Source organism: Streptomyces sp. NPDC051662 (assembly GCF_040681655.1).
GTDB lineage: Bacteria > Actinomycetota > Actinomycetes > Streptomycetales > Streptomycetaceae > Streptomyces.
Window position 1 is genome coordinate 266,806 of the sequence record NZ_JBFAZD010000005.1, and the last position, 17,321, is coordinate 284,126.

The window sequence follows — 17,321 nt, forward strand, 5'->3', positions numbered from 1 at the left end:
CCCGTGGCTGAACTCATCACCATCGACGACCCCGACGACCCGCGCCTGCGCGACTACACCGGTCTGACCGATGTCGAGCTGCGCCGTCGGCGCGAGCCCGCCGAAGGGCTGTTCATCGCCGAGGGCGAGAAGGTCATCCGCCGGGCCGGCCAGGCCGGCTACCCGATGCGGTCGATGCTGCTCTCGGCCAAGTGGGTCGACACCATGCGGGACATCATCGACGAGGTCACGGCCCCGGTGTACGCGGTCAGCCCCGAGCTGGCGGAACGGGTCACCGGCTACCACGTGCACCGCGGCGCCCTCGCCTCCATGGCCCGTAAGCCGCTGCCCACGGTGGACGAGGTGCTCCGTACGGCGCGCCGCGTCGCCGTCATGGAGGCGGTCAACGACCACACCAATATCGGCGCGGTCTTCCGGAGCGCCGCGGCTCTCGGTATGGACGCCGTCCTGCTCTCCCCGGACTGCGCGGATCCGCTCTACCGCCGCTCGGTGAAGGTCTCGATGGGCGCGGTGTTCTCCGTGCCGTACGCCCGGCTCGACGGCTGGCCCCGGGCGCTGGACGCCGTACGGGCGGCGGGCTTCCCGCTGCTGGCGCTCACCCCCGACGAGCGGGCGGTCCCGATGGACGAGGCCGCTCCGCACCGGCTGGAGCGTGTCGCGCTGATGCTGGGCGCGGAAGGCGCCGGACTGTCGGGGCGCGCGCTCGGGGCCGCCGACACCTGGGTCCGTATCCCCATGGCGCACGGCGTGGACTCGCTGAACGTCGGTGCGGCGGCGGCGGTCGCCTTCTACGCGGTCACGACGGGCCGCCCGGAGAGCTGACCGGACACGGCCCGCCGGCTCAGAGCTGCTGGGCCGCCGCGATGCCCAGCGCGACGATCAGGGTCACGACGACGAAGACGATCAGCCGCTGGCGCAGCAGACGGGGGTTGGCGGGCCGTAGCTTGCCCGAGCTCGTTCGCGGACCCGGCTTCGGCCGGCCGCTGCCCGTACGCGCGGCGCCCCGGGACCGCGGCGGGCGCGGTGAGCCGTTGCGGGGGGAGGAACCGCCGGTACGGGGGGAGGAGCCCGTGCTCCGGGAGGGCCCGGGACGCGACGCCGGGCCGCCGGAGACTCCCGGCGTACGGCTCGGCGCGCCGGGTCCTGGGGCCCGCTCCGTATAGCGCTCGGTCAGCCGGCCGGTCGTCAGCTCCTGTCCGTTCCGCGTCCGCTGTACGGGCGGTCGGCTCTCCGAGAGCCCCTGGGCCTCCCGCGCCGCGATCTCCTTGAGCCGCATCGACAGCTGGAGCGTGCTCGGACGTTCCTCCGGGTCCTTGGCCAGACAGGCCCGCACGAGTGGCGCGAGCGCGTCCGGCATCCCGTGGAGATGTGCCTCCTCATGCACCACCCGGTAGAGCATGACCTCGGAACTGCCGTGCCCGAAGGGGGAGTCGGCGGTCGCCGCGTAGGCGAGCGTGGCGCCCAGCGAGAACACGTCCGTGGCCGGGGTGACCGCCGCCCCGCGCACCTGCTCCGGTGCGAGGAAGCCGGGCGATCCGACCGCGGTGCCGACATGCGTCAGCGTGCTCGCGCCCGTCGCCCAGGCGATACCGAAGTCGATGATGCGCGGGCCCTTGGGGGAGAGCAGGATGTTCGACGGTTTGAGGTCGCGGTGTACGACGCCCGCCTCATGGACGGCCACCAGCCCCTCGGAGAGCGCGGCACCCACCGAGGCGACCTCGGCCGCGGAGAGCGGGCCCTCCTCGTTGATCTTGTCGTGCAGTGAGGGGCCCGGCACATACTGGGTGGCGAACCACGGGCGGTCCGCGTCCAGATCCGCGGCCACCAGCCGTGCCGTACAGCCGCCCCGGATCCGCCGCGCGGCGGAGACCTCGCGGGCGAACCGCGACCGGAACTCCTGATCCTCGGCCAGATCCGGCCGGATCACCTTCAACGCGACCCGCTGACCGCGCCGGTCGGAGCCCAGATACACGACCCCCATCCCGCCGGCGCCCAGCCGCCGGTGGATCCTGAACGAACCGACGACACGCGGGTCCTCGCGCCGGAGCCGCATCATCGCCATGTCCATCCCCGCTGCCCGGTCGTCCGTGTGACGTGGCACAGCTTACGTACCCGCGCCCCGGCGCGCTCATAGGCCGCGCCCTCGCGCACCGACCGATTGTCAGTGCCGGGTGGGAAACTTGAGTGGTGGTCAGGGGAGCGGCGGAGCCCAGGTCCCCCGACCCGTGCGTGATCTCAAAGGTCGGACGCAGAAGGGGGATTGGATCGTGAAGGGTGACCGAGTGGAGATAGTCGTGGACGCGGGGGACACGACACGGACCTACGAAGTGGTGGCGAGCCGGGCGGGCCGCAGGGTGGAGACCGCGGTGCGCCGGGGAGTGGTGGAAGTGAGCGAAGTCACCCGCGGTGGCGGGGTGGTCAGAACGGCGCGGTTCATGGCCACGCGGGTTCTCGCGCTGGTCGAGCAGCCGGTGCCCCGGGTGGACTCCTCGGGGCGCTCCGGAGAGACGTCCTCTCGGGGATGACCCGGGGGTCCGGACCCTCCTCTCCACCCAGGGGAGTACGTGACGGGTGTCCGGCTCATCCTCCGGGAGGCCCGGCAATCGGTACGCGGGCATGACGACCGGGGCCCGCCGGATCCCTAATGTTGAGGTCAAGCGGCGGGTGCGGTACTCGTCCCCCGAGGTCAGACACTCGCCGCTCTCGGAACAGGACAGGAGAAGGACCATGGCGGACACGGCATCGCGGGCGATGATCCGTACGCAAGGACGCAAGGCGTTCGCCGCGTTCGGCGGGCGCCGGTCCGGCACCCGCCACCCCCTGGTGGCGACCGCCATGGTCCTTCCTCTGGCAGCCCTGCTGGTGGTCGTCTTCGGCGGCTGGGAAGCAGTGGTGACACAAGCGTCGTCCGTGGGCGTGATGCTGGGGCGCTGAGCGGCGCTTCGGATCCGGGAGAGCGGCCCGGGTCGGGGACATCCGGCCAACAACCCCGTGGGGACGGGGGTGCGGCGGACGGCAGCGTTTGGCCGGTCAGCTGGGGAGCTGACCGGCCATCGCGCTGTCCGGGCCCGGTTCCACCGCCGTACGCTCGGCACGGAACACCACGCATCCGGGGGCCTCCATGACCACATCCGTCGTACGGGCCCTGGGCCTCGTCGCCCGCGACACCGCCCACCCGGCGGTGCGTGCCGCGGACCCGGCGGGGTGCCGGGGCTGCGGCCGGGGGAGCACCGTGCTCGCCGACCGGCCGGACGGGACGGTCGTACGGCACGGCGAGGTCGTCGCCAAGATCCACGCCGACGGTACGGACCCGGCCGGGCACCGCGTCAGGCTCGCCGTCGCCGCGCATCCCCTGCTCGCCGGTGTTCTGCTGCCGCCGCTTCCGGCCGCCGCCGAGGAACTGCGCGGTCGGCCGGTGACGGCGTGGCCGTACGGCACCCCGGTCGACCCCGCCGACCCCGACGCCGCCCCTTGGGAGCAGGCCGGCACACTCATCGCCCGGCTGCACACGCTGCCGCTCGCGGCGCTGTCCGAAGCCGTGGCCGAAGCCGCGACGGGAGCCGAAGCCGCCGTGGGATCCGCAGCGGTACCCCCGGCCGGTTCGGGCTCCGGCCACCGGCTACCGGACATGCGGGGACCCGCCAAGGCCGCCCGCGCCGTCGCCCGGATGCGCGCCGCGGGACCGCACCCCGCCGCCGCTCCCGTGGAACGCGCCTGGCGGTGTCTGCCCGCCTGGGCCCGTGGTGAGGCGCGCGCGCCGGGACCGTACGCGCTCTGCCACGGCGATCTGCACCTGGGCCAGCTCGTACGCCACCCGGCCCCCGACGGCCCCTGGCTGCTCATCGATGTCGACGACCTCGGACTCGGCGACCCGGCCTGGGACTTGGCCCGCCCCGCCGCCTGGTACGCCGCGGGACTGCTGCCCCCCGAGACCTGGCTGCGCTTCCTCGGTGCCTACCGGTCGGCGCACGGCCCCGCCGTGCCCGCCGACCCCGACGCGGACCCCTGGCCCCGACTGGATGTCCCGGCCCGCGCCCTCACCGTGCAGACCGCCGCGCTGGCCATCGCCAAGGCCGGCGCGGAGGGCCGGGAACCGGGCGAGGCCGACCTGCTGATGATCGAGGCCTGTGCGCGGATCGCGGACCTCGCAACCGAGTTGACGCCCGGGGCGTCGTCGTAGGGTGAGGCATAGGATGAACACACGGCCGCCGGGAGCGCGTTACGGCGATGCCGGACGAATGGCGAGGAGCGAGCAGACCATGCAGTGTCCCAAGTGCCACGCGGCGATGCACACATACAACCGCAACGGTGTCCAGATAGAGCAGTGCAGCGGCTGCCGGGGGATCTTCCTCGACTACGGCGAGCTGGAGTCCCTGACCCGCCTGGAGTCGCAGTGGTCGCAGCAGGCGCCGCCCGTCCAGCAGGCCCCGCCCCCGCCCCCGCAGGCGTACCCCGCAGCCCCCGCCCCCGCCTGGGGCGCGCCTCAGCACGGCGGCGGTCATTACGGAGGCCACCACGGCGGGCACCACCGCCAGAAGAGCTTCGGGCGGATGCTCTTCTCCTCCTGAGGTCCTCCCGAGAAACGACAGGCACATGACGAAGCCCCCGGCCATGGAGACGGCCGGGGGCTTCTGTCGGTGCGCGATACTGGGATTGAACCAGTGACCTCTTCCGTGTCAGGGAAGCGCTCTCCCGCTGAGCTAATCGCGCGGGAAGGACCCACGTGTACTGCACTGCGTGCGCGATACTGGGATTGAACCAGTGACCTCTTCCGTGTCAGGGAAGCGCTCTCCCGCTGAGCTAATCGCGCGGGGAATCCGGATGGATCCAGTGGACGATACTGGGATTGAACCAGTGACCTCTTCCGTGTCAGGGAAGCGCTCTCCCGCTGAGCTAATCGTCCTTGGAGGTGGAGACGGGATTTGAACCCGTGTAGACGGCTTTGCAGGCCGTTGCCTCGCCTCTCGGCCACTCCACCAGGAGTACGGGGGTTCGGGAAGGATCCCCCATATTCGAGCGGACGACCAGGTTCGAACTGGCGACCTCAACCTTGGCAAGGTTGCGCTCTACCAACTGAGCTACGTCCGCGTATCGTTTCCGGCCCGCTCGTACGGCCCGGCGACGTGTTGAACTCTAGCGGATTCCGGGGCCAGCACAAAAACGCGTTTCCGCAGCGTGCTGGGGTGCGTTCGCCGTACGTTCAGCGCGGAGCGGCCCAACGGAGGCTGTTCTAGACTCGCAAGCGTGCACGACCTCGCTCCTTTGGCCCGCTTCGGCGGCCTTGTCGCCTCCGGTCTGCGGGATGTCACCCATGATCCGGAAGCGCTTGACTCCGCCGGGTTCTGGGCCGTCGCGGCGGACTTCGAAGGCCGTCTCACCTGCGCTCGCTTCGACGAGGTACGGACGGAACCGGTGCCCGCGCCGGTGCCGGGGCAGTGGCGCGGGCCCGCCTCCGGTGACTGGACGTCGTCGCTCGACCGCGACGCGTACACGAAGGGCGTCCACCGGATCCGCGAGTACATCGCGGCGGGCGATGTCTATCAGGTCAACCTCTGCCGGGTGCTCTCCGCGCCCCTGCCCGCTCCCGACAGGGCCGATGTCGACGCGCTGACGGCACTGCTCGCGCGCGACAACCCCGCTCCGTACGCCGGAACGATCCGGCTGCCCGAGCACGGAGTGGAGATCGCGACCGCCTCGCCCGAGCTGTATCTGAGCACGGCCGGCCGGACCGTCGAGTCCGGCCCGATCAAGGGCACCGCCCGTACCGCCGGCGAGCTGCTGGAGAAGGACTACGCCGAGAACGTGATGATCGTGGACCTCGTCCGCAATGACCTGGGCCGCGTCTGCGCCACGGGATCCGTGACGGTCCCCGCGCTCTGCGCGCTCGAACCGCACCCCGGACTGGTCCATCTCGTCTCGACCGTACGGGGCGAGCTCGACGGGAAGGCGGGCTGGCCGGAGCTGCTGTCCGCGACGTTCCCGCCCGGCTCGGTCAGTGGCGCCCCCAAGTCCAGCGCCCTGCGGATCATCGAAGAGCTGGAGGCCGCCCCGCGCGGCCCCTACTGCGGCGGTATCGGCTGGGTCGACGCCGACCGTGGGACGGCGGCGCTCGCGGTCGGGATCCGTACCTTCTGGATCGACCGCGACGCGGCCCCGGGACCCGTCCTGCGCTTCGGCGCCGGAGCGGGCATCACCTGGGGATCCGACCCCGAGGGGGAGTGGGAGGAGACCGAGCTGAAGGCCGCCCGGCTGCTCGCGATAGCGTCGGGCGCGTACGAAGCGAGCGGAAGGACCGGGTAGATGAAGATCTGGGTCAACGGCGGACTGCACACGGCCGAAGGCGCCCTTGTGTCCGTGCTCGATCATGGGCTGACCGTGGGGGACGGCATCTTCGAGACGGTCAAGACCGTCCAGGGCCGGCCCTTCGCCCTCACCCGCCATCTGGACCGGCTGGGCCGCTCCGCCCGCGGACTCGGGCTGCCGGAGCCGGATCTCGACGAGGTACGCCGCGCCTGCGCGGCCGTTCTCGACGCCAACCCGGTGGACCTGGGGCGACTGCGGATCACCTACACCGGCGGACTCTCCCCGCTCGGCTCCGACCGGGGCGACGCGGGCCCGACCCTGGTTGTCGCCGTCGGCGGGACGAAGCGCCGCCCCGACACCACCGCGGCCATCACCGTCCCGTGGACGCGCAATGAGCGCGGCGCGGTGACCGGCCTCAAGACCACCTCGTACGCGGAGAATGTCGTCGCCCTCGCGAGGGCGCGGGAACAAGGCGCGAGCGAGGCGCTGTTCGCCAATACCGTCGGCGCGCTCTGCGAGGGCACGGGCTCCAATGTCTTCGTCGTCCTCGACGGCGAATTGCACACCCCGCCGCTCGCGTCCGGCTGCCTCGCCGGGATCACCCGGGCCCTGACGGTCGAGTGGTGCGGTGCCCATGAGACGGATCTGCCGCTGGACGCCCTGGAACGCGCGGACGAGATCTTCCTGACCTCCACGCTGCGCGACGTACAGGCGGTCCACCGCCTTGACGACCGTCAACTGCCCGCCGCCCCGGGGCCGGTGACCACCAAGGCGATGCGCGTCTTCGAGGAGCGGGCCGGCGCCGACCTGGATCCCTGAGGCCCGGCGAGCTTCGTGGCCGGTCCGAAAAGCGGATGACGCCGCACCGCGCGACGGGTACAACTCCCCTGATGACCACCACCCTGCGGCCGACCGGGCCGCTTCAGCAGGCCGACGACGGCGAGAAGTCACGCTCCTACGAGGTCTGCGTGAACAGCCGCCGCGTCGGCACGATCGAACTCGGTACGGACCCCGGCTTCGGTCACACGGCCGGGATCATCCAGGCCCTCGGTATCGATGAGCCCGATCGCAGACGCGGCCGGGGGACCGTCGCCGCGCTCGCCGCCGAGGAGGTGCTGCGCGGCTGGGGCTGCGGCCAGGTACTGGCCTCCGTACCGCCCGACGCGGTGCCCGCGCTCCGCATGCTGGAGTCCCTGGGCTATACCGAGCGCAGCCGCAACATGGACAAGGCGGTACCACCCCGGGCTCCGGAGCTGCCGGCCGATGTCGAGGGCCGTCCGATGAACGACACGGAGTACGCGGTCTGGGAGGCGCGAGCCCTCGACGAGTACGCCCGCAACTGGATGGCCAGGGGCGTGCCGTCCGAGCAGGCACGCGCCAAGGCGGAGACGAGCCACCGCGAGAACCTCCCCGAGGGCCTGGCCACCCCCGGCGTCTCGATCAGCGTCCTCGTCCACGCGGGAACGGTCGTCGGCCATGTGTGGGTCGCACCGCGCGAGGTACGGCCCGGCGAGTGGGGTTCCTGGGTGTACGACGTGGCGGTGTCCGAGGACCAGCGCGGCAAGGGCTACGGCCGCGCGCTGATGCTGCTCGCCGAGCGGGCGGCGCTGGAGGCCGGGGACAGCCTGCTGGGGCTGCATGTGTTCGCGAACAACACCCCGGCGATCCGGCTGTACGAATCGCTCCAGTACGCCACCACGCACCGCAACTTCTTCAAGCAGCTGCTCTGAGCGCCGCCCCTGACACGCCCTAAGCGCTCGCCAGCAGCCGGTCCACGATCTCCTCGATGCGCCCGCGCAGCCCCTCCTGGCTCTTGCCGCCGTCCAGCCGCTCGTCCCCGATGACATAGGTGGGGGTGCCGGTGACCCCGATCGCCTTGCCCTCGGCCTGATCGGCGTCGACGGCCAGGAGGTGCCTGCCGTCGATCAGCGCGGTGTCGAACTCCTCGGCGTCCAGCCCCAGCTCACGCGCCACCTCCAGCAGGAGGGGCTCCCCCTTGGCCGTCAGCTCCGCCGTCCTGGCCAGCACGGCTTCGACATACGGCAGGCCGCGCCCCTGCTCCGCGGCTTCCTCGGCGGCCTGTGCGGCGGCGTAGGCGTGCTTGTGCTTCTCCAGGGGGAAGTGCCGCAGCCGCACCTCCAGCCGGTCCTCGTAGCGGGCGCGCAGCGCGCGCAGATCGTCCAGGGCCCGGTGGCAGTCGGGGCACTCAAGGTCGCACCAGACGTCGAGGACGACGGGGCGGATGGCGGGGGAGTCGTTCATCAGGCCAGTGTTCCAGTTCGCCGTACCCCGGCCGACCGGGACCTCGGACCTGGGGAGGAGCCCGTCCCGGAGATCTCCCCCAGATCCGCCCGGCCTCGCCCCGCACCGTGGCCCTCCCGGGTCGCGAGGTGCAGGATGGAGAGCGAGAAGTGTTCGGCCGATGAAGCGCTCTGCCTGGAGGACCTGATGATTGCCGAGACCATTTGCGCAGCGGTGTCAGCAGCGGGCCTGGGTATCGCCGCGATCACGGCGTACCGGAAGCGCTTCCTCGCCGCGGCGCGCATCGCCGCCTATGCGCTGGTACCGGTGGCGCTGGCGATGACCGGCATCGTGAAGTGGGCGGCGAATACGGCGTTCAGCCCGATGGCCTGGGCGGGCTTCGGGGTCCTCGCGGTGGCGTGGCTGCTCTTCATGACGACCCGGGCGGTGGAGCGCCGGCGCGGTGGCACGCGCAAGGAGCGCAGGGCGGCGGCCAGGGCCGCGCGCCAGGAAGCCGCGGTCGAACCCGCCGCGTCCGCGCCCTCACTGGGCCCCGGCACCAGGCCGGCCGCTCAGCCCAAGGCCAGGCAGCCCGCGGCGAAGCCGGGTGACGACTTCAGCGATATCGAGGCCATCCTCAAGAAGCACGGCATCTAGGGCGTGTCCTCAAAGTAGCTTCGCGGGGCGACCGGAACGCTCTCCCCCGTTTCCCGGAGTGCGGGGCAGCATCGCAGGTGAGACGGGATTCGGCGGGATTTCGGGGATGTTTTCCACGGAATATGATGAACTCCCGGCCCGAGGACGCGTGTTGGTCAACGGCCCGGTTCGGGGTACGCCATGATCGCCCCGAGATGCTCGATACCTCACGGGGTGAACCCCCCGCACCCACCGATGAGCAGCGCGGTTGTCTTTTCGCGCTCTCCCAGCCGCCGTTGATGATCTTCCTGGCGGTGATCGGCTCGCTGCTGCTGATGGCGGCGGTGCACGATCTCTTTCTGCTGTGAGTGCCGTCAGCCGGCCGCTGCTTCCTTGCGGCGTGCCCGGTACGCGGCCACATGCAGTCGGTTGCCGCAGGTGCGGCTGTCGCAGTAACGGCGCGAGCGGTTCCGCGACAGGTCGACGAACGCGTGCCCGCAGTCCGGGGCCTCGCAGCGGCGCAGCCGTTCCTGTTCCCCGGCCACGACCATGAAGGCCAGCGCCATGCCGCAGTCGGCGGCGAGATGATCGGCGACGGAGGCGCCCGGCGCGAAGTAGTGCACATGCCAGTCGTAGCCGTCGTGATCGGTCAGCTGCGGCGTCGTCCCCGCGGCGGCGACCAGCTGATTGATCAGATCGGCCGCGGCGCGCGCGTCCGGCGCCTCGAAAACCTCGGCGAACCGGGCCCGTACGTCCAGTACGGCCCGCAGATCGCCGTTGCCGAGATCGCCCACCCCGCTGATGTCATGGGTCCGTACGAAGACGTACAGCGCCTCGACGTCCCCGAGCCCGTCCGTACTGCCGACGCCGCCCGAATCCTCCTCCGGTGCGGTGTTCACCAGATCGACAACGGTGTCGAGGGCGATCCGGGTGTCGTGTGGAATCAGCACGATCCGCTCCCTGGCCTGCCGCGGGCCGGTGCCCGCCGAATCCCGCCGACTTTAGTCGCTGACCGCGCCGGACGGGGCTCAGCTCAGCAGGGAACGCACCGGCGCCGTCGTCGCGGTGGGTTCCGCGGCGACGGCGCCGGTGTCCTCCGTATGCGGTTGTCCGCGCGGCGCCGTCTCCCCGAGTCGGACGGCGCCGTGCAGCTCTCTGCCTGGCTCAGCTCTCGGCCAGGATGTGTGAGAGCTCCGTATCGAGATCGAAGTGACGATGCTCGGTGCCGGGTGGCACCGCGGCGTCGGTCCGCTTGAGGAACGACTCCAGGGCCCGCGCCGGGGCCTCAAGCAGGGCTTCGCCCTCTGGGGAGCTCAGTGCGATGCAGACGACGCCCTGACCGTGACTGCGGGACGGCCAGACTCTGACGTCGCCGGTGCCGGTGGGCCGGTGCAGCCCCTCGGCGAGAAGGTCGCGGGCGAAGACCCACTCGACCGTCTCTTCGGCTCCGGTGTGGAAGGTGGCGTGCACGGCATAGGGATCGGCCGTGTCATACCGGAGGCCCGCGGGTACAGGCAGTGAGGACTCGCTCGATACAACGAGGCGCAGGTGCAGCTCGCAGCTGACCGTGGTGTTCATAAGCGCCAGGGCCTTTCGCTCAGTGTGCGCTCGGGGATTCGCACGTCGGCGAAATCGACATGCCACCTACGGTGCCGTTGTAAACCCCTCTGTCTGTTTTGTGATTCTTCGGGTAGCTCGTACGGCCGTGTATGACTTCGGGTTATACGGCCATTCCGGTGACACGGGTGATTCCGGTAGGTTGGGCCTTATGCATGCGGAGAGTGACGAGCGGGGGCATGTCGTGGTGCCGACGGCCGAGCGGCCCGTACCGGGGGACGTGGCGGAGGGTGGGAAAGAGGATCCGGAGCGTGAGCTCGGGTCGCGTGCGCCCGGATTCATCAAGAAGTCGCGGACGCTCCATCTGAGCTGGCAGGTCGGCGTGTTCGTCGTCGGCCTCGCGGTGGTGGCCGCGGGCGTCTCCATGCTCGTGCTGCCGGGGCCCGGCTGGTTGGTGATCTTCGCCGGAATGGCGATCTGGGCGACCGAGTTCGTCTGGGCGCAGTTGGTGCTGCGCTGGACCCGGCGCAAGGTCAGCGAGGCGGCCCAGAAGGCGCTCGACCCGAAGGTCCGGCGGCGCAACATCATTCTCACCACCATCGGTCTCGTGATCATCGCCGTACTGGCCGGGATCTACCTCTGGAAGTTCGGGATCGTCATGCCCTGGAAGATCGACCAGTGACCCGGAACGCGTCCGGGGACGCCGCTGACATGGGGTAATGTGTGCGGTGCGTCCGGGCGATTAGCTCAGTGGGAGAGCGCTTCGTTCACACCGAAGAGGTCACTGGTTCGAACCCAGTATCGCCCACCCGGGAACCGAGGCTCCGAAGACCGGCAAGGTCTTCGGAGCCTCGGTCGTTCCCCCGGCTCACCGCATCCGGCCCAGCGTCCCGCGCAGTCGGCGGGCGTCCCGCAGCCGCTGTTCGTAGGTCGCCCCCACCGCGAGGAGCAGCAGCCCGGCCAGGGCCGGTGGCAGCCAGCGCGGCAGCAGGCCCACCATCTGCGCGACGTACGGCGCCAGCTCGTGCAGCGCGTCCAGGGCGAGCGCCGCGCCGCCCAGCACCAGCGGCGCCTGGAGCCGCAGCCGGGCCCCGGCGAGCGTGGCGGCCAGCGCCGCCAGGCCGAGCGACAGCGGCCTCGGCCAGTCCGGATCGCCCCAGGCCGCCAGCAGGCTCGGCAGTAGCGTCGCCGCCAGCCCCGGGCCGTACGCCGTCCACGAGGAGGCCGCCGGGTCGCGCCGGCGCCGCAGCAGCCCGACGGCGAGCGCGGGCACGGTCACCGGCAGGGTGTACGCCTCGGGAGCCGACACGCCGGACGAGGCCAGCCGCACCCAGGTGGCGAGGACGAAGAGCGCCGTCGCGGCGTACCCGGCCACCCGCCGCCGCTCGGTCCGTACCGCCGTGCCCGCCGCGATCACCCCGCACAGCGCGAGCACCAGCGCCAGTACGGGCGCCCGGTCCGAGGCGAGGACCACGGCGAGCACCGCGGCCCCGGCGGAGGTCAGCTCGATCGGCGGCGCCACCGGATGACGACGCAGCCGGGCGCCCAGCAGCGCCACGGCGCCGGGTACGGCGAGGAGCGCTAGGGCGGTGCGCTCGGCGGGCAGTCCGGCAGCCGGGCAGGCCGCGGCCACCAGCGCGGTCGCGTACCCGACGGCCACACAGGCGAGGAGCGCGCGCACCGCCGGCGACGGCCGGGAAGCCGCCTGGACGCCCGCTGCGGCGCCTCGCGCGCGTACGGTCTGCCCGGCTATGGCCGCCCCCGTGAACAGCGCGCACAGCGCCGCGAGCGCCGTCACCGTCGCGGTCCGGGTGGCGAGGGACAGCAGCGACACGGAGATCGAGCCCGCCAGGGCGCAGACCAGCGCGGTGATCGTCACCGCCGTACCCACCGGAGTGCGCGGGCGCACGACGACCGCCAGCAGGGCCGCCGTCAGCACCAGGGGTGCGGCCACCGCCGCCGGATACCCCAGGTCCAGCGCGGGCGGCGCCACCAGAACGGCGGCCCAGCCGAGCGCGACAGCGCCGCAGAGCGCCGGAACGCGCCACTGCCGCCCACCGCCGGAGTCCGGTGGCGCCGGCAGCAGGCGGTACGCGCCGGCGGCTGCTCCCGCCGCGATCAGCAGCACCAGCGGCGCCGTCGGCTGCCGCGTCCAGGGGAGATCGATACCGAACGCCGCCCAGGCACCGCTCGGAGCACCCGTCCAGATCGCGGTGACCCCGCTCAGCGCGCCCAGCGGCACCATGGCGAGCGCGGGCAGCGTCCACAGGACGGAAGCCGCCGTCACCGCCCCGGCCGCGCCGGCCAGACCCCGTACCACCGCGCGCGGCAGCCGGGTCCGTACGACCATCAACAGCGCGATCCCGCACAGCAGATACCCGAGTACGGCCCAGCCGTCCGGCACGGCCGTACGGACCGCGCCGCCTGTCGCCGCGACCGCCGCCAGACCCGCCATCACCGCGCACGCGGACGCCATACGGCTCACGCGCCACGCCGTGAACAGCCCGAGCGCCGCCGCCGCGAGCAGCAGTCCGCCGGGCCCGGACGCGGCGAGCGGTGTCCCGGCCGCCACCGACAGCGAACCACCCGTCAGCAGCGCCGCTCCCGACGTCACGCAGGCGGCGACCACCGCGACGGACCGTACGGACCCCGGCTTCAGCCGCAGGGCGAGCGCGGTGTCCAGCGCGGCCGTCACGAGCAGCGCCCAGGCCGTCGTCAGCGCGGAGGCGTCGACGGCCAGGGAGCCGAGAAACAGCGGGAGTTGGGCTGTCACCACCGCTACGGGCAGCGGCAGCCGGAGCCGGCCGAGCGCCGAACCGTATCCGGCCCAGAGGACGGCGAGCACGGCGGTGGCGCCCGCCGTGTAGCGGAGGCCGTCGGTCCTGGGCAGCGCCACCTCATGGAGCGCGTACGCGTCCAGCGCCATCAGCGCCAGTCCGAACGCGGCCACGGCCTCCGCCGTCGAGGCCAGCCCCCGGCGCAGCAGTACGGCGGGAACAGCCAACGCCGCGAGGGTGACGACCGTCAGCACCGCCGCCCGGCCGCCCACGCCCAGCTGCCCCCAGCTGACCAGAGTGAAGGCGATCGCGGCGACGGTCAGCAGCACCCCGCCCAGCGCGAGCAGCACATTCTGCGCGCCCGGCGGGGTCATCTCCGCGGCGGCGGAGCGCGGGGCGGGTGACGGCCCCGGGCGGGGCGGCGCGAGGGGCGCGGACGGCCACGGCGGCGCGGACCGCGCGAGGAGACTCACCAACTGGGCCCTGCGCACCAGCAACTGGCCCCTGCGCGCGTCGAGTCGGACCAGCTCCTGGTCGATCATCGCCAGCTCCCGGGCGGGCGGTGGAATGTTCTCCATGGACAGCGAGTGTGTCCGGCGCCACACGGTCCGCCATCGGTAGACGTACTCAGATACGGGGGTGAGTACGGCGCATTCGGTTTGAAGGAAGCCCGCGAGGGCCTGTATGGTTCAGTCCGTTCCCGGGCGATTAGCTCAGTGGGAGAGCGCTTCGTTCACACCGAAGAGGTCACTGGTTCGAACCCAGTATCGCCCACCGGGAAAGGCCGGTCCGTCGTCGACGGACCGGCCTTCGCGCGTTCCGGCCCCGGGAGGCGACCGTCCGGATCAGGCTGCCTCGGCGGGCAGTTCGGGCCGCAGGGGCCAGGCCGGATCCGTCGAAGCCTCGCCGCCGCGCGAGAACCAGGTCTGCTGCCCCCGGGTCTGTGCCGTGTGCCAGACGGCCTGGAGCGTATGCAGCTCCGTGGCGCTCAGTCGCTCCATCCGCGCGGAGAAGCGCCGTCCGATCGCGCGCACGACGTCGAGCGCCGCCTGTGCGGCCAGCTCGCCACCGGTCGCGTCCCGTACCCCGTCCAGCTCGATCTCGTAATGGGCGCAGAGGTCGGCGAGCGTCCGGCCGCCCTTGCGATAGCGGTCCAGATGGTTGTCGAGGACCAGGGGATCAAGCACACACAGCGGTATGTTCTGCAGACACTCGGCGAGGGACGAGGCGCGGTGGCGGCGCAGTTCACGGTCGAGGACCGTCAGATCGAACGGCGCGTCCATCACCACGAGCGGCCGGCCCGCCGCGCACTGGGCGGCCAGCGCCCGCGCCGTCTCCTCCACCGCCGGGGCCGGCCAGCGGCCGTTGCGGTGCAGGAAATCATCGGTGAGCCCGTGCACCTCGGTGGCGGCCGGGGGCACGGGCACCCCTGGATCGATCAGCCAGCGCGTCACCCTCGGCCGGGCGCCCGCCATGTCCTGGACGACCAGGGCGGCCGAAACGATCCGGTCCTCCTCGACGTCCACCCCCGTCGTCTCGGTGTCGAATGCGGCCAGTGGCCCTTCGTACCAACACGTCATTCCCGAACTCCTCGCGCATGAGCGGCAGATGTTCCGGCTCTGCCCGAAAAGGGGATACCCGGACAGGTCGTTCGGTACGCGCCGTGTCCGGTGGGCGCCGTACGGTGACCGGCCCGGCGGGCAGCGCCCCCCGGGCCGTCCGCCGGCCTCCCGGCAAACCATTTCGCACGTGGTCCTCCGGGCTCGGTACGATTCAGAACGCGCAGTGTCCGCTGTCGCGCCCCGTGAGTCAGGAGAGACCGGTGTCAGACGTCCGTGTGATCATCCAACGCGATTCCGAGCGGGAAGAGCGCGTGGTGACGACGGGCACTACGGCGGCCGAGCTCTTCCCCGGTGAGCGCACCGTGATCGCCGCGCGCGTGGGCGGTGAGCTGAAGGACCTCGCGTACGAGATCGGTGAGGACGAGGTCGTCGAGCCCGTCGAGATCTCCTCCGAGGACGGCCTGGCCATCCTGCGTCACTCCACCGCGCATGTCATGGCACAGGCCGTGCAGGAGCTGCACCCCGAGGCCAAGCTGGGCATCGGCCCGCCGGTCAAGGACGGCTTCTACTACGACTTCGATGTGGCGACCCCCTTCACCCCCGATGACCTCAAGGCCATCGAGAAGAAGATGCAGGAGATCCAGAAGCGCGGACAGCGCTTCTCGCGCCGCGTCGTCACCGACGAGGCGGCCCGCGAGGAGCTGGCGGCCGAGCCGTACAAGCTGGAGCTCATCGGCATCAAGGGCGCCGCCTCCACCGACGACGGCGCGGATGTCGAGGTGGGCGGCGGCGAGCTGACCATCTACGACAACCTGGACGCCAAGACCGGCGAGCTGTGCTGGAAGGACCTCTGCCGCGGTCCCCATCTGCCCACCACCCGCAACATCCCGGCGTTCAAGCTGATGCGGAACGCCGCCGCGTACTGGCGTGGCAGCGAGAAGAACCCGATGCTCCAGCGCATCTACGGCACCGCGTGGCCGTCGAAGGAGGAACTGAAGGCGCATCTGGAGTTCCTCGCCGAGGCCGAGAAGCGCGACCACCGCAAGCTCGGCAGCGAACTGGACCTGTTCTCCTTCCCCGACGAGGTCGGTTCGGGTCTCGCGGTCTTCCACCCCAAGGGCGGCGTCATCCGCCGGGCGATGGAGGACTACTCGCGCCGCCGGCACGAGGAGGAGGGCTACGAGTTCGTCTACACGCCCCACGCCACCAAGGGGAAGCTCTTCGAGAAGTCCGGGCACCTGGACTGGTACGCCGACGGCATGTACCCGCCCATGCAGCTCGACGAGGGCGTGGACTACTACCTCAAGCCCATGAACTGCCCGATGCACAACCTGGTCTTCGACGCGCGGGGCCGCTCCTACCGTGAGCTTCCGCTGCGGCTCTTCGAGTTCGGGACGGTCTACCGGTACGAGAAGTCGGGCGTCGTGCACGGACTGACCCGGGCCCGCGGCTTCACCCAGGACGACGCGCACATCTACTGCACCAAGGAGCAGATGGCGGACGAGCTGGACTCGACGCTCACCTTCGTGCTGAACCTGCTGCGTGACTACGGTCTGACCGACTTCTATCTGGAGCTGTCCACCAAGGACCCGGAGAAGTTCGTCGGCACGGACGAGGCGTGGGAAGAGGCCACCGAGGTCCTGCGGGCGGTGGCCGAGAAGCAGGGCCTGCCGCTGACCCCCGACCCGGGCGGCGCCGCGTTCTACGGTCCGAAGATCTCGGTGCAGGCGCGGGACGCCATCGGCCGTACCTGGCAGATGTCGACCGTGCAGCTGGACTTCAATCTGCCCGAGCGCTTCAACCTGGAGTACACCTCGCCGGACGGCTCCAAGCAGCGTCCCGTCATGATCCACCGCGCGCTGTTCGGCTCGATCGAGCGCTTCTTCGCGGTGCTCCTCGAACACTACGCGGGCGCGTTCCCGGCGTGGCTGGCGCCGGTGCAGGCGACGGGTATCCCGATCGGCGACGCGCATATTCCGTATCTCCAGGAGTTCGCCAAGGCGGCGCGGGCCAGGGGGCTGCGGGTCGAGGTGGACTCGTCGTCCGACCGTATGCAGAAGAAGATCAGGAACGCGCAGAAGCAGAAGGTCCCGTTCATGATCATCGCGGGCGATGAGGACATGGCCAATGGCGCCGTCTCCTTCCGCTACCGCGATGGTTCGCAGGAGAACGGGATCCCCGTCGACGAGGCCATCGCGAAGATCGCCAAGATCGTCGACGAGCGCGCCCAGGTCTGACAGGACTT

The 17,321-nt window shown here is 71.5% G+C and carries 18 protein-coding genes and 7 tRNA genes; 14 read left to right on the forward strand and 11 right to left on the reverse strand.

The window, feature by feature from the left end:
- Positions 1–3 precede the first annotated feature (3 nt).
- Entirely contained in the window at positions 4–822 is an 819-nt protein-coding gene (locus AB0M67_RS11180; RefSeq protein ID WP_365744902.1) for an RNA methyltransferase, read from the forward strand.
- Between the two features lie 19 nt (positions 823–841).
- Here the strand turns inward: AB0M67_RS11180 and AB0M67_RS11185 are convergent, their stop codons facing one another.
- Positions 842–2,068, reverse strand: coding sequence for a protein kinase (locus AB0M67_RS11185; protein WP_365745175.1), 1,227 nt, complete (start codon positions 2,066–2,068; stop codon positions 842–844).
- Positions 2,069–2,267: 199 nt separating this feature from the next.
- Between AB0M67_RS11185 and AB0M67_RS11190 the strand changes: the two genes are divergently transcribed.
- The 4 genes from AB0M67_RS11190 (at position 2,268) to AB0M67_RS11205 (ending at position 4,568) form a co-directional block, all read left to right on the forward strand.
- Positions 2,268–2,525 carry a hypothetical protein gene (locus AB0M67_RS11190; protein WP_365744904.1) on the forward strand — a complete coding sequence of 86 codons (258 nt, stop codon included), beginning with the start codon at positions 2,268–2,270 and terminating at the stop codon, positions 2,523–2,525.
- A gap of 202 nt (positions 2,526–2,727) precedes the next feature.
- Positions 2,728–2,934: a hypothetical protein gene (locus AB0M67_RS11195; protein ID WP_030355447.1), complete on the forward strand. Its 207-nt coding sequence runs from the start codon at positions 2,728–2,730 to the stop codon at positions 2,932–2,934.
- A 187-nt stretch (positions 2,935–3,121) separates the two neighbouring features.
- Positions 3,122–4,180 (forward strand): phosphotransferase, encoded by a 1,059-nt coding sequence (locus AB0M67_RS11200; protein ID WP_365744907.1) that lies wholly within the window; start codon positions 3,122–3,124, stop codon positions 4,178–4,180.
- 79 nt (positions 4,181–4,259) lie between these two features.
- A complete protein-coding gene (locus AB0M67_RS11205; protein ID WP_030355449.1) occupies positions 4,260–4,568 on the forward strand; it encodes a zf-TFIIB domain-containing protein in 309 nt (102 codons plus the stop codon).
- A gap of 70 nt (positions 4,569–4,638) precedes the next feature.
- Here AB0M67_RS11205 and AB0M67_RS11210 read toward each other — a convergent pair.
- The 5 genes from AB0M67_RS11210 to AB0M67_RS11230 form a co-directional block, all read right to left on the reverse strand.
- Positions 4,639–4,710: transfer RNA gene (locus AB0M67_RS11210), tRNA-Val, on the reverse strand.
- 28 nt (positions 4,711–4,738) lie between these two features.
- A tRNA-Val gene (locus AB0M67_RS11215) sits at positions 4,739–4,810 on the reverse strand.
- Positions 4,811–4,831: 21 nt separating this feature from the next.
- Positions 4,832–4,903: transfer RNA gene (locus tag AB0M67_RS11220), tRNA-Val, on the reverse strand.
- Position 4,904: 1 nt separating this feature from the next.
- Positions 4,905–4,978 (reverse strand) — tRNA-Cys (locus tag AB0M67_RS11225).
- A 37-nt stretch (positions 4,979–5,015) separates the two neighbouring features.
- Positions 5,016–5,088 (reverse strand) — tRNA-Gly (locus AB0M67_RS11230).
- A 156-nt stretch (positions 5,089–5,244) separates the two neighbouring features.
- Between AB0M67_RS11230 and AB0M67_RS11235 the strand changes: the two genes are divergently transcribed.
- The 3 genes from AB0M67_RS11235 to AB0M67_RS11245 all read left to right on the forward strand — a co-directional run bounded on the left by AB0M67_RS11235 (position 5,245) and on the right by AB0M67_RS11245 (position 8,033).
- Entirely contained in the window at positions 5,245–6,300 is a 1,056-nt protein-coding gene (locus AB0M67_RS11235) for a chorismate-binding protein (RefSeq protein WP_365744909.1), read from the forward strand.
- Entirely contained in the window at positions 6,301–7,122 is an 822-nt protein-coding gene (locus AB0M67_RS11240; RefSeq protein ID WP_365744911.1) for an aminodeoxychorismate lyase, read from the forward strand.
- A gap of 71 nt (positions 7,123–7,193) precedes the next feature.
- Positions 7,194–8,033: a GNAT family N-acetyltransferase gene (locus AB0M67_RS11245; RefSeq protein WP_365744913.1), complete on the forward strand. Its 840-nt coding sequence runs from the start codon at positions 7,194–7,196 to the stop codon at positions 8,031–8,033.
- Between the two features lie 19 nt (positions 8,034–8,052).
- Here AB0M67_RS11245 and AB0M67_RS11250 read toward each other — a convergent pair whose 3' ends face one another.
- The gene (locus AB0M67_RS11250; RefSeq protein ID WP_365744914.1) at positions 8,053–8,565 is read right to left on the reverse strand and encodes a DsbA family protein; all 513 of its coding nucleotides are present in this window, start codon (positions 8,563–8,565) and stop codon (positions 8,053–8,055) included.
- A 186-nt stretch (positions 8,566–8,751) separates the two neighbouring features.
- On the opposite strand from AB0M67_RS11250, the gene AB0M67_RS11255 reads away from it, so the two are divergent.
- Positions 8,752–9,201, forward strand: a complete 450-nt coding sequence (locus AB0M67_RS11255; RefSeq protein WP_365745177.1) for a hypothetical protein — start codon at positions 8,752–8,754, stop codon at positions 9,199–9,201.
- A gap of 194 nt (positions 9,202–9,395) precedes the next feature.
- On the forward strand, positions 9,396–9,548 hold the full coding sequence (locus tag AB0M67_RS11260; RefSeq protein ID WP_249951066.1) for a hypothetical protein: 153 nt from the start codon (positions 9,396–9,398) through the stop codon (positions 9,546–9,548).
- A gap of 6 nt (positions 9,549–9,554) precedes the next feature.
- On the opposite strand, the gene AB0M67_RS11265 is transcribed toward AB0M67_RS11260, so the two are convergent.
- Both AB0M67_RS11265 and AB0M67_RS11270 read right to left on the reverse strand, forming a co-directional pair.
- The gene (locus tag AB0M67_RS11265) at positions 9,555–10,130 is read right to left on the reverse strand and encodes a CGNR zinc finger domain-containing protein (RefSeq protein ID WP_365744916.1); all 576 of its coding nucleotides are present in this window, start codon (positions 10,128–10,130) and stop codon (positions 9,555–9,557) included.
- 214 nt (positions 10,131–10,344) lie between these two features.
- A complete protein-coding gene (locus AB0M67_RS11270; protein WP_003959770.1) occupies positions 10,345–10,758 on the reverse strand; it encodes an SsgA family sporulation/cell division regulator in 414 nt (137 codons plus the stop codon).
- Positions 10,759–10,948: 190 nt separating this feature from the next.
- Here AB0M67_RS11270 and AB0M67_RS11275 point away from each other — a divergent pair, with 190 nt between their 5' ends.
- Both AB0M67_RS11275 and AB0M67_RS11280 read left to right on the forward strand, forming a co-directional pair.
- The gene (locus tag AB0M67_RS11275; protein WP_365744918.1) at positions 10,949–11,419 is read left to right on the forward strand and encodes a TIGR02611 family protein; all 471 of its coding nucleotides are present in this window, start codon (positions 10,949–10,951) and stop codon (positions 11,417–11,419) included.
- Between the two features lie 54 nt (positions 11,420–11,473).
- Positions 11,474–11,545: transfer RNA gene (locus AB0M67_RS11280), tRNA-Val, on the forward strand.
- A gap of 60 nt (positions 11,546–11,605) precedes the next feature.
- Here the strand turns inward: AB0M67_RS11280 and AB0M67_RS11285 are convergent.
- Entirely contained in the window at positions 11,606–14,092 is a 2,487-nt protein-coding gene (locus AB0M67_RS11285; RefSeq protein WP_365744920.1) for a hypothetical protein, read from the reverse strand.
- A gap of 124 nt (positions 14,093–14,216) precedes the next feature.
- On the opposite strand from AB0M67_RS11285, the gene AB0M67_RS11290 reads away from it, so the two are divergent.
- Positions 14,217–14,288, forward strand: a tRNA-Val gene (locus AB0M67_RS11290).
- Between the two features lie 71 nt (positions 14,289–14,359).
- Here the strand turns inward: AB0M67_RS11290 and AB0M67_RS11295 are convergent.
- Positions 14,360–15,094: an exonuclease domain-containing protein gene (locus AB0M67_RS11295; RefSeq protein ID WP_365744922.1), complete on the reverse strand. Its 735-nt coding sequence runs from the start codon at positions 15,092–15,094 to the stop codon at positions 14,360–14,362.
- 242 nt (positions 15,095–15,336) lie between these two features.
- On the opposite strand from AB0M67_RS11295, the gene thrS reads away from it, so the two are divergent.
- Entirely contained in the window at positions 15,337–17,313 is a 1,977-nt protein-coding gene (gene thrS, locus AB0M67_RS11300; protein WP_365744924.1) for a threonine--tRNA ligase, read from the forward strand.
- The last annotated feature ends 8 nt before the right edge of the window (positions 17,314–17,321 follow it).